12 protein-coding genes are annotated in these 17,390 nt (G+C 65.8%); 3 read left to right on the forward strand and 9 right to left on the reverse strand.

Annotated features, from left to right (window positions below):
* Window positions 1–40 precede the first annotated feature (40 nt).
* The 8 genes from LDZ23_RS21755 to LDZ23_RS21790 are packed head-to-tail and all read right to left on the reverse strand — an operon-like array spanning window position 41 to window position 10,652.
* Window positions 41–1,762, reverse strand: a complete 1,722-nt coding sequence (locus tag LDZ23_RS21755; RefSeq protein WP_244808215.1) for a GMC family oxidoreductase — start codon at window positions 1,760–1,762, stop codon at window positions 41–43.
* A gap of 33 nt (window positions 1,763–1,795) precedes the next feature.
* Window positions 1,796–2,602: an enoyl-CoA hydratase/isomerase family protein gene (locus tag LDZ23_RS21760; protein WP_008348095.1), complete on the reverse strand. Its 807-nt coding sequence runs from the start codon at window positions 2,600–2,602 to the stop codon at window positions 1,796–1,798.
* 6 nt (window positions 2,603–2,608) lie between these two features.
* Window positions 2,609–4,171 (reverse strand): AMP-binding protein, encoded by a 1,563-nt coding sequence (locus LDZ23_RS21765; RefSeq protein WP_008348097.1) that lies wholly within the window; start codon window positions 4,169–4,171, stop codon window positions 2,609–2,611.
* Window positions 4,164–4,691 (reverse strand): (2Fe-2S)-binding protein, encoded by a 528-nt coding sequence (locus LDZ23_RS21770; protein WP_085955302.1) that lies wholly within the window; start codon window positions 4,689–4,691, stop codon window positions 4,164–4,166. The genes LDZ23_RS21765 and LDZ23_RS21770 overlap by 8 nt, the downstream gene beginning before the upstream one ends.
* 5 nt (window positions 4,692–4,696) lie before the next feature.
* Window positions 4,697–5,518: an FAD binding domain-containing protein gene (locus LDZ23_RS21775; protein ID WP_244808216.1), complete on the reverse strand. Its 822-nt coding sequence runs from the start codon at window positions 5,516–5,518 to the stop codon at window positions 4,697–4,699.
* Window positions 5,515–8,547 (reverse strand): xanthine dehydrogenase family protein molybdopterin-binding subunit, encoded by a 3,033-nt coding sequence (locus LDZ23_RS21780; protein WP_008348101.1) that lies wholly within the window; start codon window positions 8,545–8,547, stop codon window positions 5,515–5,517. Before LDZ23_RS21780 ends, LDZ23_RS21775 begins: the two co-directional genes overlap by 4 nt.
* A 4-nt stretch (window positions 8,548–8,551) precedes the next feature.
* Entirely contained in the window at window positions 8,552–9,166 is a 615-nt protein-coding gene (locus LDZ23_RS21785; protein ID WP_008348102.1) for a UbiX family flavin prenyltransferase, read from the reverse strand.
* Window positions 9,159–10,652, reverse strand: coding sequence for a UbiD family decarboxylase (locus tag LDZ23_RS21790; RefSeq protein ID WP_034471030.1), 1,494 nt, complete (start codon window positions 10,650–10,652; stop codon window positions 9,159–9,161). The genes LDZ23_RS21785 and LDZ23_RS21790 overlap by 8 nt, the downstream gene beginning before the upstream one ends.
* 276 nt (window positions 10,653–10,928) lie before the next feature.
* On the opposite strand from LDZ23_RS21790, the gene LDZ23_RS21795 reads away from it, so the two are divergent.
* The 3 genes from LDZ23_RS21795 (at window position 10,929) to LDZ23_RS21805 (ending at window position 15,586) form a co-directional block, all read left to right on the forward strand.
* Window positions 10,929–11,870, forward strand: a complete 942-nt coding sequence (locus LDZ23_RS21795) for a LysR family transcriptional regulator (RefSeq protein ID WP_008348104.1) — start codon at window positions 10,929–10,931, stop codon at window positions 11,868–11,870.
* Window positions 11,867–13,306, forward strand: coding sequence for an aldehyde dehydrogenase family protein (locus tag LDZ23_RS21800; RefSeq protein ID WP_008348105.1), 1,440 nt, complete (start codon window positions 11,867–11,869; stop codon window positions 13,304–13,306). The genes LDZ23_RS21795 and LDZ23_RS21800 overlap by 4 nt, the downstream gene beginning before the upstream one ends.
* 375 nt (window positions 13,307–13,681) lie before the next feature.
* Entirely contained in the window at window positions 13,682–15,586 is a 1,905-nt protein-coding gene (locus tag LDZ23_RS21805) for a hybrid sensor histidine kinase/response regulator (protein WP_008348106.1), read from the forward strand.
* 119 nt (window positions 15,587–15,705) lie between these two features.
* On the opposite strand, the gene LDZ23_RS21810 is transcribed toward LDZ23_RS21805, so the two are convergent.
* Complete coding sequence (locus LDZ23_RS21810) at window positions 15,706–16,875, reverse strand: zinc-dependent alcohol dehydrogenase (protein WP_008348107.1); 1,170 nt, start codon at window positions 16,873–16,875, stop codon at window positions 15,706–15,708.
* Window positions 16,876–17,390: the final 515 nt, after the last annotated feature.

Consider the following 17,390-nt stretch of genomic DNA (forward strand, 5'->3'; position numbering starts at 1 on the left):
GCTCTTGTTACGATTGAAAAACGAAATTGCTCGAGCAGTGTCAGTACGCGGCGGCGAGCGGCGGTGCCATGCTCGCGCTTCGCTGCGCGACCATCGCGTCGGCGATCTTCTCGGCGATCATGATGGTCGGTATGTTCGTATTGGCCGATGGCAGCCTCGGCATCAGCGATGCATCCACGACGCGCAAGCCGCGCGCGCCGTGCACGCGCCCTTCGGTATCCGTGACGGCATCGCGATCCTCCGCGCCGCCCATGCGGCATGTGCCGCTCGCGTGCCACACGCCGAACACGTTCGCGCGGATGAACGCGGCGAGCGCGCGGTCGTCGGCGAGCAGCGCGTCCATCTTCAGTCCGCGCGTGAAGAAGCGTTCGATGAGGAAACGGCGCACCGGCGCGGGCGCATCGAGCAGCACGCCGAGAACGGACGTGAGGCGCGCATTGCCCTCGCCGACCCGGCTCAGCGCCTTCACGCGCGCAGAAAACGCCGCCGGAAAGAAGTGGCGCGAACTGCGCCCGAGTCCCGATGCGTGGACCACGCTCGCCAGCATCCGCACGCCCGCGGCGAGGCGCTGCACATCGCGTTCGTCGTCGAGCAGATTGAGATCGACGCGCGGCGCGGCGGCCGCATCGGGCGATGCGAGCTGCACGCGGCCACGCGAATACGGCCGGTTGCACCACAGAAAGAAGAGTCCGAGCCGGTTGCCGAGCGCATGCCACGCCGCACGCGTCGCGCTCGACAGATACAGGTCCGAGGCATCGCAGTCCGCGACGCCGGAACTCAGACGCGCGGCCATCATGCTGGCGCGGCGTCGTGCGAGCGGCATGCGAAAGCGCGGCTCGAGAAAATGACAGAACGTCAGCGACGGATGATCCTGCAGATTGCGTCCGACGCCCGGCAAGTCCACTTCGCACGCGATGCCGAGCGCCGCGAGCTCGCGCGCATCGCCGATGCCCGCGCGCATCAGCATCGCCGGCGACTGCAGCGCGCCCGCGCTCAGCACGACTTCGTCCGCATCGAACTGAACGCGCTCGCCGTTCTCCGCAATCGCGACGACACCGCGCGCCGTCGCGCCGTCCATCACGATGCGTTCCACGCGCAGCTTCGCGTAGACCGCGAGATTCGGACGCCTGCGCGTGGCCTCGTCGAGATAGGCGATGGCCGTGGACACGCGCCGATCGTCGATATTGGAGAACGCGCCGGGAAAGAACCCGTCGCCGAACTCGCCATTCTGGTCCTGCAACTGCGCAACCCCGTTCTCGCGCAGACCCTTTGCGAACGCGTGGCAGAACGCCGGCCAGTCGTCGGGCATGATGCGGCGGATCGGCACCGGGCCGTCGCTGCCGTGCATCTCGCCGCCGGGAAAGTTCACGTCGCGTTCGAGCTTGCGAAAGTACGGCAGCACGTCGCGCCACGCCCAGCCATCGGCGCCGTTCGCGGCCCATTCGTCGTAATCGCGCGGCAGGCCGCGATTGGCCGACTGCACGTTGATGCTCGAGCCGCCGCCCATCACGCGGCCCTGCTCGTACACGCGCGGCGCGGCATCCTTCGTGGCCTTCGCTTTCAGGTCGGGCCAGATGTAGGTATCGCCGCAGAAGACCGGCATCGGATAGCTGTCGAGAATGGCCTCGGGCACGGCGCCGGGCGGCGTATCCGCGCCCGCCTCGATCAGCGCGACGCGCAGCGACGGCACCGCCGACAGCCGATGCGCCAGCACGCATCCCGCCGAGCCGCCGCCCACGATCACGACATCGAAGCGCTCCATCGCCTGTCTCCTTTTATTGTGAAAAGCGCGGGATCAGGACCCGCGAAACACCGGCTTGCGCTTGCCGTGGAACGCTTCGACGCCTTCGCGGAAATCGTCTGACGAGCGCAGGCGGCTATAGCAATGGCCTTCGAGTTCGATCGCGATCGAAAGCGGCGCGTCTTCCGAGTCGTTCAGCAGCTTCTTCGCCGTGCGCTGTGCCAGCGGCGAGAACGCGCGCAGTTCGTCGACGAGCGCATCCGTCGCCGATTCGAGTTCCGCGTCGGCCACGCAGTCCACCGCGATGCCCCATTCGTACGCCTGCTTGCCGGGAATGCGGCGCGAGCGCATCACAATGTCCTTCGTGCGGCCGATGCCGACCATCGACTGCAAGCGCGCCGAGCCGCCCGAGCCGGGAATCTGCCCGAGCTTCTGCTCCGGCAGCGCATAGAACGTCGTATCGGTGACGATGCGGAAATCGCACGCGAGAGACAACTCGAAGCCCACGCCGAAGCAGAATCCGCGATTGGCCGCGATGACCGGCTTCGAGCAGCGCGCGGGCGCCGCGATATTCCACGCGAGCTTCGACACATGTTCCGGCGATGCCTCGAGAAAGCCCTTGATGTCGCCGCCGCTCGAGAAGTGCTCGCCCCTGGCGCGCACGACGATCACGCGCACGCGGTCGTCCTCGTCGAGCGCCTCGAATGCAGCGCGCAACTGGTCGCGGGCGTGCATCGAAATGACGTTGAACGGCGGGCGATGCAGGATGATGTCGGCGCGCTCGCGGGCGGCGTCGATCTCGACTGAAAAGCCGTCCAGGTCTTGCAGCAGCGTCTGGCCGCGATGGTTCAAATCGCTCATGTTCGGTTACTCCTTGGTGGTCTCTGTAGAGGTTGCGTGGGTCTCGCTCGCGTATTCGCCGGCCTGCAGCTTGCGGCGCAGGATCTTGCCGACCGGAGACTTCGGTATGTCGTCGACGAACACGTATTCGCGCGGCCGCTTGAAGTTGACGAGATCGGACTGACGGCACCAGCCGTCGAGCGCTTCTGCATCGACGAACTCGCGGCGCTTGATGAACGCGACGACGCGCTGGCCCCATCGCTCGTCCTTGACGCCCGCGACCGCGACTTCGTCGACGGCCGGATGCAGCGACAGCACCGATTCGATATCCACGGGCGAGATGTTTTCTCCGCCGCTGATGATCATGTCGTCGACGCGGCCGGTGACGTACAGGTCGCCGTCGGCATCGAAGTAGCCGGTGTCGCCGGTGAAGTACCAGCCTTCGCGCAGCGACTTCGCATTCGCGTCCGGGCGATTCCAGTAGCCTTCGAAAGCCTCGTCGCCGAGCAGGTCCGCGATGATCTGGCCTTCCTCGCCGGCAGCGGCGATCTGATCGGGCGATACGGCATCCAGCTTCACGACGCGCAGCCGCGTGTTGATGCCCGCGCGCCCCGCGCTGCCGGGCTTCTTCGTCGCGTCCTGATCGATGCTGAACGTATAGACCTCGGACGAGCCATAGTGATTGACGAAGAGTTCCGGCTCGAAGGCGGCGGACAGGCGCTTGAGCAGGCCGTCGTTCATCGGCGCGCCCGCGAAACCGAGCTTCCTGACCGACGACGTGTCCGTGGCCGCGAACGTCTTGTCGGCGAGCAGGTCGTGATAGAGCGTCGGCACGAGGTAGAGGCACGTGAGCCCGTGCGCGGCGATGGATTCGAGCGCGAGCTTCGCGTTCCAGCGGCGCACGCAGACGAACAGGCCGTCGACGAGCGCCATCGCGAGCAGCGAGCGCACGCCCATCGTGTGATAGAGCGGCATCACGCCGAGCGTTCTCTCGCCCCGCCGATACAGGTTCTGCGCGACATGCGCGAGCGCGCCCGCGCGTTCGTGACGATGACGCCGCGGCACGCCCTTGGCCTTGCCGGTGGTGCCGGACGTGTAGAGGATCAGCGAGATGTCGTCGGCGGTGGCGCGCGTCGTCGCGTCGTGGCGCGCTTCGCTGCGGTCGGCAACGAGCGCATCGAAGCCCAGGTTGCGGCCGGGCGCATCGTCGAGGCCGATGCGCGGCACGTTCTGCGCAGCCGGACTCTGGATGACGGCATCGGCGCAAACGGGCTCGTAGACGATCGCCTTCACGCCGGCATCGGTCACGCAATAGTCGAGTTCGTCCGGCTTCGCGCGCCAGTTGAGCGGCACGATCACGATGCCGGCGAATTGTCCCGCCCAATGCAGCGTCGCCATTTCCCAGCGGTTCTGCAGCACGACGAGCAGCCGGTCGCCGCGTTCGAGACCGAGCGCGCGCAGGCCATCGGCGACATTCAGGATCACGCGATGCCACTGTGCATAGGTCAGTTGCAGTTCGCCATCGACGAGCGCGAGCGCGTTCGGACTGCGCTCGACGCTTTGCAGAAAGGTGCGGCCGAGATCAAGCATGTTCGACCTCGCTCGTGTCCGCTTGCGTCCGGCGGCGCGCCGCCACGTCGAGCACCGCCGCCACGATCGGCGTGTAGCCCGTACAGCGGCAGATATGCCCCGACAGCATTTCGCGCACTTGCTCCTCGGTCGGATTCGGCACGCGTTGCAGATAATCCGCGCACGACATGAGGATGCCCGCCGTGCAGAAGCCGCACTGCAAGGCGTGATGCCGCTGGAACGCCTGCTGCAGGTCGCCGAGCGTCTGCTCGGGCGCGAGACCTTCGACGGTATCGATACGCCGTCCGTCCGCCTGCACCGCGAGCATCAGGCACGCGCGCGCCGCGACGCCATCGACGTGCACGGTGCATGCGCCGCAGACGCCGTGTTCGCAGCCGACGTGCGTGCCGGTCGCGCCCAGTTCGTGCCGGATGAAATCCGACAGCAGTTCGCGCGGCTCGCAATGGCCGCTGCGTTCGCGGCCGTTGAGCGTCAGCGCGATGCGCTGCCGTTCGTCCCGCCGCATGATGTTTGCCGACATGTCGCTCACTTCGCCTCCTCGATCACACGCCATCCGAGTTGCCGGACCAGATTCCGGCGATATTTCGCGCTGATATGCGCGTCGTCCTGCGCGTTCAGTTTCCAGCTCAAATCGTTCAGTGCGCCGCGCAGGTCGTCGCCTGCGAGACGCGGCCAGCTTTCGACCACGGGCCTGTCGGCGACGCCGCCCACCGCGATGCGAATCGCATCGTCCGATACGACCGCCGCGCACGCGACGATCGCGAAATCGCCGTGACGCCCGGAGAATTCGCTGAACGCGTAGCGCTCGCCAGCTTTTCGCAGCGGAAAGCGCACCGCTTCGACGAGTTCGTCCGGCTGGCGCGCGGTCATCAACATGCCCTGAAAGAAATCCTGCGCGGCGAGCGTGCGCCGCTTCTTCTTCGAGCGCAGCATCACGTCGCCGCCGAGCGCCGAGAGCACGAGCGGCAGTTCCGCGCTCGGGTCCGCATGTGCGATCGATCCGCACACCGTTCCGCGATTGCGGATCTGAAAATGCGAGATATGCGGAAAGGCCATCGCGAGCAGCGGCACTTCTTCTGCGAGCGTCGCGCGCCATTCGACGCTGCCTTGCGTCGCGGCCGCACTCACGACGAGCCGCCCCGCTTTCTCGTCGATGCGCACGGCACTGAGTTCGGCGGTGCGGGATATATCGACGAGCATCTTCGGCTGCGCGAGCCGCATGTTGAGCACGGCCATCAGCGACTGTCCGCCCGCCAGCACGCGCGCGTCCTCGCCGTATTGCGCAAGGGCGTCGAGCGCGTCCTGCGTGGTCGGCGCGCGCAGATAATCGAACGCTACGGGCTTCATGCGCGCCTCCTGAAACGTGCGAGGAATCTCGCGAGCCACGATCCGCGCGTCTGCACGGGCTTGCCCGCCGCCTGCCGCCCGAGCGATTCGAACAATTGATTCAGCACGACCTTCGTCGCGCCTTCGAGCATGCGGCCGCCGACCGCGGCGACCTTGCCCGACACCTGCGCTTCGTAGTCGTACGTGAGCCGCGTGCCGCTGCCTTGCGGCTTCAGTTCGACGAGACCGCTGCCGCGCGCGCTGCCGAGCGGCGACGTGCCCGCGCCCGCCAGCCGCAGACGATGCGGCGCGTCGATCTCCGACAAGCCGATGCGCGCCTCGAAACGTGCCTTGATGAGGCCGACGCCCACGGTCACGTCCGCGCGATACTGGTTCGGCGCGGTTTCTTCGAGCGCATGACAGCCCGGAATCACGTTAGCGAGCGCCTTCGGATCGAGCAGCACGGCGAACACGGCTTCCGGCGTCGCGGGCAGATCGACGCTTCCCTGCGCCGTCAGTGCGCGTCCGCCGCCCGGCGTCGCGGGCTTCGCCGCCGGCGCTTCGCGATATTCGGGGCGCGACGGCTCCGGATCGTCGATGCCGATCATCGCCATGACCCTGGACGGCGTGAGCGGCAAGCGAATGTCTTCGACGCCGAGCGCATCGGCCACCGCGTTCGCGATGCACGGCGGCGTGCTCATGTTGTTGCCTTCGCCGAGCCCTTTCGCGCCGAGCGGCGTGAACGGCGACGGCGTCTCCAGATGCACGATCACCGGATCGGGCACTTCGCAGGTCGTCGGCATCAGATAGTCGGCGAGCGTGCCGGACTGGAAGCTGCCGTCCGCGCCGTAGCGGAACTCCTCCATCAGCGCCGCGCCGACGCCCTGCGCGAAGGCGCCGCGAATCTGGCCATCGGCGAGCGCGGGATTGAGGATCGTGCCGGCATCGTGCACGGTGACATAACGGTCGATCCGCACGCGCCCGGTCGCACGGTCCACTTCGACGCCGCACATGTCGAACGCGAAGCCATACGCCGCCGACGTGTTGATGCGGTCGGCCTCGTCGGGCGCGTCCATGTGCGGCGGCGACCAGAACACAGTCTCGCGCAGGCCCGGCTCCTCGCCTTCGGGCAGGAGCGCGGGCGCCCAGTGCGGCGCATTGCTCGCGGCGCGCGCGAACGGCAGCGCGCGATCCTCGGCGTGCACAGGAAAGATGCGCGCGCCTTCGAAGCGGATCTCGTCGGGCGAGCAGCCGAACTGCTTCGCGAGCACGCGCGACAGCTTCTCGCGCACGCGCGTGGCGGCCAGATGCACCGTGCCCGCCACCGCGCCCGCGAAGCGGCTCGAATAGTTGCCCGCCGCGACGGACCACGCGTCCTTGTGCGTATCGAATTCGACGTTGACGACGATGTCCTTCGGGTCCAGCCCGAGCACATCGGCGACGACTTGCGCGCACACCGTCATGTGCCCCTGCCCCGCGGGCGTCGATGCGATCGTCACGACGACGCCGCCCAGCAGATCGACGCTGACTGTGGCGCTCGCGATCGCGCCGTTCTTCGGCCCGGCCTTGCGGCGCGCGTCGGCGGGCATGACGGTCGTGATGTAGCCCATGTTCGATACCGACGGCTCCACGATCGCCGCGAAGCCGATGCCGAAGAGCCGCCCTTCCCTGCGCGCGGCATCGCGGCGTGCGACGAGTTCGGCGTAGCCGCCTTCGTCGATCGAGCGGCGCAGCGCTTCCTGATAGTTGCCTGAATCGAGCAGCGCGCCGGCCGCCGCGCGATACGGAAACGCATCGGCGGGAACGAAGTTGCGGCGATACACGTCGAGCACGTCGAGCTTCAGTTCGATGGCAATGCGCTGAATCAGCCGCTCCAGCGCGAAGTACACCTGCGGTCCGCCGAAGCCGCGCACGAGGCCGGTCGGCGTCTTGTTCGTGAGCACGACCCGATTGCGCACGAGCAGATTCGGGATCGCATACGCGCCCGTCAGACAGCCGTGCATCCGGTAGAACGTCGCGGGCTCCGGCGCGCGCACGTAACCGCCGACGTCTTCGAGCTGGTCGTAGGACAGCGCGACGATGCGGCCATCGCTTTGCACCGCCGCCTCGATGGTCGAGAGGCGCGCCGTCGCGGAGGTCGCCGCGCTCAGGTGCTCCAGCCGGTCCTCGACCCATTTCACCGGCGCGCCCGCCTTGCGCGACGCGAGGCACATCAGCACGACATACGGAAACACGGCCTGCTTCACGCCGAAGCTGCCGCCCGAGTCGCGCGGAGCCTTGTGACGCAGACGGTTCGCGGGCACGTTCAGCGCCATCGCCATGACAGCGTGCAGCGAGAACGGCCCCATGAAGTTCGACGTGACGTCGTAGCCTTCGTCGCCGGACAGATATTCGGCGATCACGACGCCGCACTCGATCGGCGCGCAGGTGTTGCGCGGATACTGCGCGACGAGCTTCACGCGATGCGGCGCGTTCTCGAACGCCGCTTCCGGCTCGCCGTAGCGGAAATGCCGGTCGCTGACGACGTTGCTGCCGACGCGCTCGTGCAGCAACGGCGCGTCGTCCCGCACCGACTGCTCGATCGACGTGACCGGATCGAGCGTCGCGTATTCGACCTTGATGAGATCGAGCGCGTCTTCCGCGAGGGCACGCGAATCCGCGATGGCGACCGCGACCGGCTCGCCCACATAGCGCACGCGGTCCATGGCGAGCGCCCACTGTTCCATCGGCGATTTCACGCCGACGACGAACGGACGCGACCACGCACGCAGATCGTCGCGCGTGAGCACCGCATGCACGCCGTGCAGCTTCAACGAGGCGTCCGTGTCGATAGAAACGATGTCGGCATGAGCGTGCGGCGAGCGCAGGATCGCGGCGTGCAGCGTGCCTGGTTTCACGGCAATGTCATCGCCGTAACGGCCGCGGCCCGTGAGAATCGCCGGATCTTCGAGGCGCTGCATGGCGCGGCCGACGTGGCGCTGCGGCGTGGCAACGGCGTCGTCGGCGACGCGTGCATTGATATCTGCGAAGGCGGTATCGCGCTGATTCATCGCATCATTCCTCATCTTGCGCGCGGCGGCCGAATGCATCGGCGAGGCCGCTCCAGCGTCGCGCGATCTCCTGATGCTCGATGCCGAAGAGATCGAGAATGCGCCCGACCGTGTGATCGACCACATCGTCGATGCTCTTCGGATGCGCGTAGAACGCGGGCACCGGCGGCATCACGATCGCGCCCATTTCGGTGGCGAGCGTCATGTTGCGCAGATGCGCGAGATTGAGCGGCGTTTCGCGCGCGACGAGCACGAGGCGGCGGCGTTCCTTGAGCATCACGTCGGCGGCGCGCGTGAGCAGGTTGTCGGCGAAGCCGTTGGCGACGGCCGCGAGCGTCTTCATCGAACACGGTGCAATCACCATGCCGTCGCTGACATACGATCCGCTTGCGACCGACGCGCCGATATCGCGCACGTTGTGGACGACGTCGGCGAGCTGGTCGATGTCGCCGCGCGTCAGCCCGAGTTCCTGCGCCGCCGTCACCGCGCCCGATGCCGACACGATCAGATGCGTCTCGTGCGTGCCGAGCCGCCGCAACGCAGCGAGCAGGCGCACGCCGATCACCGCGCCGCTCGCGCCGGAAATGCCGACGACGAGGCGCTTCTTCTGCTCAGCCATGATTGCGCGCCAGGTAGGCGTCCAGTGCGCTGTTGTCGGCGGCGACGAGCGCGTCCAGATCGACTGCGTCCTGTCCGGGAATGCGCACGCGCGTAAAGACGTGCTCGGCATAGACGACGGGGCGCGTCGCATCGAGGCCCATCTTCGTGCTCATGCCTTGCAGATGCGCGGGCGCATCGGCGGGCTGGCCGACAGTCGTCGACGGATCGAGCGGCGAACCCTGCGCGCCCGCGATCACGACGAGATCGCGGTCCGCCTGAAAACGCGTCGCGATGGCCCATTCGATTTCGGCGGGATCGTGCACGTTCACATCGGGATCGACTACGACCACTTGCTTGATGTCGTAATGCGCGCCGAACGCGCATAGGATCACGTTCTTCGCTTCGCCTTCGCGCTTCTTGTCGAACTGCACCCACAGGTGATAACGGCACACGCCGCCCACCGAAAGATGCACGTCCTTCACGTTGGGATGGCTGCGTTGAAGGTGCGCGAGCAACGTCGCTTCGCGCGGAATCGCACCGAGCAGCAGATGCTCCATCTCGGCGGGCACGATCGTATGAAAGACCGGATCGAGCCGATGCGTCACCGCCGTCACTTCGATGACTTCGCGCGCTTCCTTTGCACTGTAGTACTTCGGGAATTCGCCGAACGGTCCTTCCGGCTCGCGCACGTCCGGCAGAATGCGCCCTTCGATCACGATCTCCGCGAACGCCGGCACATGCACGCCGTTCGTCACGCACGCGACGACGGGCAGCGGCGCGCCATGCAGCGCACCCGCGATCTCCAGCTCGTCGTGATCGATCGGCGTGATCGCTTGCGAAGCGAGCATCGTGAGCGGATCGACGCCGATGGCTACGGCGACATCCAGCGCATCGCCGGCTTCTTCCGCCGCGCGCTGAAAGGCATAGAGGTGGCGCGGCAGCAGCAGGATCGCCATGCGGTCGCGGCCATGCACCTGAATGCGGTTGATCGAAACGTTCTGCACGCCGGTCCGCGGATTGCGTGCAATCACGAGACCCGCGGTGATGTACGGGCCGTTGTCGTGTTCGCTATGCGTCGGAATCGGCAACAGCGCGTGCAGGTCGATGCCGTTCGTATGCACGACTTGCTGGCACGGCGCGTTTTCGCGCTCGACGCGTTTCGATGGAAGCGGCGCAGCAGCAGCAGCCGAGAAGCGGGCGAGCAGTTCGGTTTCGTCGACGCCCATCGCTTCCGCGATCCATGCACGCTTCGCCATGAAGCCGCTGACGACAGGCACCGCGTGACCGCCCGGCTGCGTGAAGAACGCCGCCTGCGTGCCGTCGAGGCGCTTGGCGATGGCAGCGAGTTCATGTTCGAGCGCAACGGGCTTGTCGATCGTCGCGACGCGGCCGGTCCGCGCAAGATGCGCGAGCCAGTCGCGCAGCGAAAGGGAGCCGGTATCGGTGCGATCCGGGGCCCACGAGAATGCGGGATTGCCGTTCGTTGCGGCATCGCGTGTGTTCATCAGCGTCTCCATCTGGGCGCGCCTGCCAAAGCCAGCGCATTGGATGAAGCGTAGCGAGATCGCCCCATAACGGCTAATACTGTTTATTGATGCGCCGAATCATTCGTGCTTATATCGGTGCTAGCCCGGATGACACGGTTGTTACGGTCACGTATCAATGGAGCACGCGCGAATGGGCGCTTGAGCAGCAAGCCTGAACAAACGCCCGGCGCGGTCCATCGAAGCAGTCTGATAACGGTGCGGTCGCCTATTAGCATCGCTGATACCCCACGGAACATGGACCTCAAGCAAATCCAGTACTTCATCGCGCTGTTCGAGGACGGCTCGGTCACGCGCGCGGCCAAGCGTCTCAACATCGTGCAGCCCGCGCTCAGCATGCAGATCGCGAAGCTCGAGGACGAATTGCATCAGCAGCTTTTCGAGCGCGGCGCGCACGGCATGGCGCCGACCGCCGCGGGACGGCTGATGTACCGCCTGTTCTTGCCGATCATGCGGGACCTGGCCCACGCGCGGCAGCAACTCGTGCAGCGCGACGAAGTGGTCACGGGACATGTCGGCATAGGGTTGATCGCATCGGTGACGGAGAGCGTGCTCGCGGATTCGCTGTCGCGCTTTCACGCGCGTTACCCGGATGTCGAAGTCACCGTCGCCGATGGCTACAGCGCCACCTTCATCGACTGGGTCGCGGGCGGCCAGCTCGATGCCGCCATCATCAACAAGCCGCGCGCGCGTCTTTCGCTCGACTCGCGCCCGCTGCTCGACGAAGAGATGGTGCTCGCCACCAGTGCGACGCATGGACCGGATCTGCCGCACGCGATCGAACTCGCGCAACTGCCGGAACTGGAACTCGTGCTGCCGACCAAGCGCCACGGTCTGCGCGGCGTGCTCGACAGCGCCGCGCAGCACGAAGACATCCTGCTTGCGCCGCGCTTCGAGATCGACGTGCTGTCGACCATTCTCAAGCTCGTCGAAAATACGCGCTTCGCGACGATCCTGCCGCGCATCGTCGTCGAGCGGGCCGCGCGGCACGGCACGTTGCGCGCATGTCCGATTCTTGCGCCGCGCATCGTGCGACACATTCTCTGCGTGAGCCATCCGCGCCGCCCGTTGAGCGCGGCGGCCGAAGCGCTCATCGCGATCATCGGCGACGAGTTGCATCGGGCGTCGAACTTTTCGGGTGACGAACCCTCCCCCTTAATCAAGGAAAGCTCCGCATGAACGCACGACACTGGATCGCCGGCGAATGGACCGGCAGGCCGACGCTCGACAGCATCGACCCCGCGACGGGGGAAGCCATCGGCCAATATGCCGACGGCGGCGCGCACGAAGCCGACGCAGCCATCGCCGCCGCGCGACATGTGTTCGATCGCACGACGTGGGCGCAGGACGCGCGTTTGCGTCAGGACGTGCTGCTGGCGTGGGCCGCGGCGCTGGACCACGAGCGCGAGTCGCTCGCGACGCTGCTCACGCGCGAGAACGGCAAGACGATCGCGCAGTCGCGTGGCGAGATCGCGGGCGCCATCTCGGAGGTGCGCTATTACGCGGGTCTTGCGCGCCATATCGCCGGGCATGTGCTGGAGCCTGAGCCCGGCACGATATCGACGATGCTGCGCGAAGCGGCCGGCGTCGTCGCGATCATCGTGCCGTGGAACGCGCCCGCCGTGTTGCTCGTGCGCTCGCTCGCGCCCGCGCTGGCGGCCGGTTGCACGGCGATCGTCAAGCCCGCCGCCCAGACTTCGCTCGTGACGGCCGCGATGATGCGCTGCTTCGAGCTCACCGCGTTGCCCAAGGGCGCCGTGAATCTCGTCAACGAGCGCGGATATGCGGCGAGCGAGCGGCTCGCGGATTCACACGGCGTCGATGTCCTCAGCTTTACGGGATCGACCGCGACGGGCAAGAAGATCATGGTCGCGGCGGCGGACAGCATCAAGAAGCTGTCGCTCGAACTCGGCGGCAAGTCGTGCTGCGTCGTGTTCGGCGATGCGGATATCGACGCCATCGCGCCGCGTCTCGCGCGGGCCGCGACGATCATCTCGGGTCAGCAATGCACCGCGGCGCGCCGCGTGCTGGTTCATGCGTCGCGGGCGGCGGACATGCGCGAGAAGCTCGCGTCGGCGCTCGCGTCGCTGAAGGTGGGGCCGGGCATCGATCCGGCGACGGATATCGGCGCGCTCATCGACGCCGCCACGCGCGATTCCGTCGAGCACACGATCGAACGTGCGTGCGCGACTGCCGATCGCTTGCTGCTGCGCGGTGCTCCATCGGGACATGCGTTTCTGTCGCCGACGCTCGTCGAGCATGCCGACCCCAAGGCGTTCTTCTGTCAGGACGAGATATTCGGTCCGTTCGTCACGCTGGAGGTGTTCGAGAACGAGCAGGAAGCGATTCTGAAAGCCAACGATACGGTTTTCGGCCTCTCCGCGAGCGTGTGGACGAACGATGGTCCGCGCGCGTTTCGCATGGCGCGGGCGCTGCGCAACGGGACGGTGTGGATCAACGATCACAACAAGCTATTCGCCGAGGCGGAAACCGGCGGCTATCGTCAAAGCGGGCTGGGACGGCTTCATGGCTATGATGCCCTTGCGGATTTCACCGAGCTCAAGCATATCTGCATGCCAGCCGGCGTCGCGGACGGGATCGCGCCGCTGCGGTGATGGCGGGTGGCGGGCCGGCTTCGTCGTGCCGAGCCAAGGCACCAAAAAGAAAGGCAAGAGTCATCCTGTGTAATCCCGATATAAGAAAGTTTTATCCGAGCCATCACGCGATGCTATTAGAACCGGTGGACCTTTCTGCCTAGAATTCAGGTCTCTCAGGTTCGTCGGAATCTCGCTTCTTTGACGGACTTTCAAGCGCCGCCCCCGTAATGGAGTCGGCGCTTTTTTGTTGGCGACTCGGACCCGACTCGCTGACCGAGCGAGGGGCACCGAGTTCCGCCGGCAGCGGATTCCAACGCTCTGCAAGTCGCGAGAAGATAGGAACAAAGACTGCACAGTGGACAGGATAACAACCAGCCCAATCGAGTCACGACCATGATCGTACGCATCGCCCAATATCCACCGAAACAGCGCCTGGTCTTCGGTATTGCAGCTACCGCCGTTATCGTGACAGCTCAGCAGGCGCTGACGATGGTTGCCCACGGACGGCTGACATTCCTCTTCTTCAGCGCGACGCTTCCGTTGATCACGGTGCTGTTCGGCGCGTGGTCGGGATCGCTGCTTCTCGTGAGCGGCATGGCCTTCGGCGCGCTCTGGATGCCGCCCGTCGGCAGTCTGGCCGTTCTGCAACACGACGACCGCATCGTGCTGGTGGCATACGCGTTGGTCGGGGCATTTCTGGTGGCGGCCGGGCAGCAACTCGCCAAGGTGGCGCGGCGTGCAGGAAGCGCCGAAGCCGCTACGCAGGAGGCCACGGATCGCCTTCTGCAGGTCGAGCGCCAGGCGCGACACCGGTTCGACGTGGCCCTGGACAGCGCAGGCGTCCCGTTCGTCATCCTGACCCCGGTCGTTCGCGAGGGCCGCATCGCCGAGTTTCGATGGGACTATCTGAACAAGGCGGCCGCCCAGCTTTTCAATCAGAACGCCGCAGTCGTGATCGGCAGTTCCACGGCATATGTGCGTCCGGCCGGGTGGGAGGCGAACATGCTGCTCGAGCGGCTCACACCGCTCGCCCAGCGCCCGGGAAGAGAGGCCTTCGACATACGCGTATCGGGTGAAAACGGCGAGCAGTGGTTTCACGTCGTCGCGGCGTCTCTGGACGGTTCGGTCGTGGCGTGGTTCGGAGACGTGACGCCACGCGTGCGGGCCGAACAGGCCCTTTCGGAGGCTGACCGCCGCAAGGACGAGTTTCTCGCGACGCTCGCACATGAATTGCGTAATCCGCTCGCGCCGATCCGACACGTCGCGGAGATACTCGAACAGCCGAACTTGACGGAAGAGCGCAGGATCTGGTGCATCAGCGTGCTGCGCCGGCAGTCGGCCGCGATGGCGCTTCTGCTCGACGACTTGCTGGACGTGTCGCGCATCACGCGCGGCGCGCTCAAGCTGCGCAAAGAGGCCGTGGCGATGCGCGAAGTCGTCGACGAAGCGGTCGAAATCGCGAGACCGATCCTCGCAGGCAAGGGGCACGAGCTCGTCATCAAGCCGCCCGTCAGACCATTGCATATCGAGGCGGACCGGCTCCGGCTCGCGCAAGTGCTGGCCAACCTGCTGATGAACGCGGCGAAGTACACGCCACCGGGCGGGCGCATCGAACTCGCGGCGACGGCTGACGACGCCGAGATCGTCCTGTCGGTCACGGACAACGGTATCGGCATCGAGCCGGACAAACTGTCGGCGATCTTCGCGATGTTTTCCCAGGTCAATCGAGATCAGCATCGGCAGGGCGGTCTTGGCATCGGACTCGCGCTGTCCAAATCGCTCATCGAGCTGCATGGAGGCCGACTCACCGCGTCGAGTGGCGGAAAGGATCGGGGGAGCTGCTTTGCCATTCATCTGCCCGCGACGTCGCGCGTGTTGCCTATGCCGGCGCCAACACGCGCTGCGCTTGCCGTTCACGCGTCGGCCCCGAAGCGCCGGATCCTGGTCGTCGACGACAACGTCGATGCAGCGGACGCAATGACGGCGTTTCTGGAGATGCAGGGACACGATGTACGAACAGTCTATTCCGGCGAAGAGGCGATCGAACTCCTCGGCGAATACAACCCGAACGTGATCTTGCTCGACCTCGGCTTGCCGGGCATGAGCGGGCTCGACGTCGCGCGCCGCATACGGGCAACGCCCTCGACGCACGACGTGACGCTCATTGCCGTCACCGGCTGGGGTCAGCAACAGGACCGGGCGCGCACAACAGACGCCGGATTCGATTTTCACTTCACGAAGCCGGTCGATATCGCGCAACTGACTCAAGCCGTCGACAGTGCGGTCGCCGCGCCATAGAAGAAGGCGGCTTGCGGCAGTGACATTCGGGGTGCTTCCGTCCATGATCGTGCGACCGTTTCAACGGTCGCGGCGGAACGTCCGCACCAGCGGATTCAGGCAAGCCGCCGTCTTCCCGACTAAGGCTTCAGCACGACCTTGATGCAGCCATCTTCCTTGTCGCGGAATGTCTTGTACATCTCGGGTCCTTGATCGAGCGGCACCGTGTGCGTGATGACGAACGACGGATCAATCTGCCCTTCCTGAATGCGCCGCAACAGGTCGTCCGTCCAGCGGTTCACATGTGTTTGGCCCATGCGCCATGTCAGCCCCTTGTTCATGGAAGCGCCGAACGGAATCTTGTCGATGAGACCGCCGTACACGCCTGGAACCGACAGCGTGCCCGCCGGACGGCAGACGTAGATCATCTCCCGCAATACGTGCGGCCGGTCCGTTTCCAACATCACGGCCTGCTTCGCCCGGTCGTACAGGGAATCGAATGAGCGCGTCGCATGCGACTCCATGCCGACCGCGTCGATGCACTTCTCGGGGCCCTTGCCTTGTGTGAGATCGGCCAAGCGCTCGAGGACGCTCTCTTCTTCGAAGTTGATGACCGTGGCCCCGCCCGCACGTGCCATGGCGAGACGCTCGGGCACCCGGTCGATTGCAATCACCTGCTTCGCGCCGAGCAGAACGGCGCTGCGAATCGTCATCTGGCCGACGGGCCCTGCCCCCCAGATCGCAACGGTGTCTGTCGGCTCGATGTCGCACTGAGCCGCCGCCTGCCAGCCGGTCGGAAAGATGTCGCCGAGGAAGAGCACCTGCTCGTCGGTGAGGCCGTCGGGAATCTTCACGTGCGTTCTGTCCGCATACGGTACGCGCACGTATTCGGCCTGACCGCCCGGATAGCCGCCTGTGAGATGCGTATAGCCGAACAAGCCCGCAGTCGTGTGGCCGAACACCTTGTTCGCGACGTCCTGGTTCCGATTGCTCCGCTCACAGACGGAAAAGTTGCCGCGCTTGCACTGTTCGCATTCGCCGCAGATGATCGTGAAGGGAACGACGACCCGATCGCCGATCTTCAGCATGCTATTCGCGTTGCCGACTTCCACCACCTCGCCCATGAATTCGTGGCCCATGATGTCGCCGGATTCCATGCCGGGCATGAACCCATCGAACAGATGCAAGTCCGAGCCGCAGATGGCACATGTCGTTACCTTAATGATCGCATCGCGGGGATGTTCTATGACCGGGTCCGGAACCGACTCGCACCGGATGTCCTTCTTGCCTTCCCAGATGAGCGCTCTCATCGCTAGCCTCCATTGTGAGTGAGCGGTTGTATCGCGCGGCATCCTCTTCGCTTCACAGCAACGCGGCAACCGCCACGCAAACAGCATTCGACGTTCCGTTCAACGCATGCTGTCTTGCCCGCATCGTTGGTTGGCCATCGGGCCATCGACGCCGGCCGGGAATCGGGAGTCGCTGGTCCTGCATCGGTGTCCATGTCAATGAGTGTCCTTATGCGCTGCCGTGTCCGATCTGCGGGCGCGCCGAGCTTTTTTGTCATGGACAATCGCTTCGACAAACGACCGGCGATGCAGGTTAAGCCCGCGAGTCAACTGACCGAATAGCGACCCTTCCGGTTCTCGAACCAGGCCGCTCTTGCAAGATCTGCAGCCCGGTGCAAGTTCTCCGCGACTACGCGATTACACGTCACCCCCACGCATCGATTAGATAGCCGTATCAATCGCACTGGATCTCGATGCTCATCCGCGAGTCGCCTCTGTCGACCCGAATCGGGCACGCGGATAGCTGCCCTTACATC

It is taken from the genome of Caballeronia zhejiangensis, assembly GCF_022879815.1.
GTDB lineage: Bacteria > Pseudomonadota > Gammaproteobacteria > Burkholderiales > Burkholderiaceae > Caballeronia > Caballeronia zhejiangensis.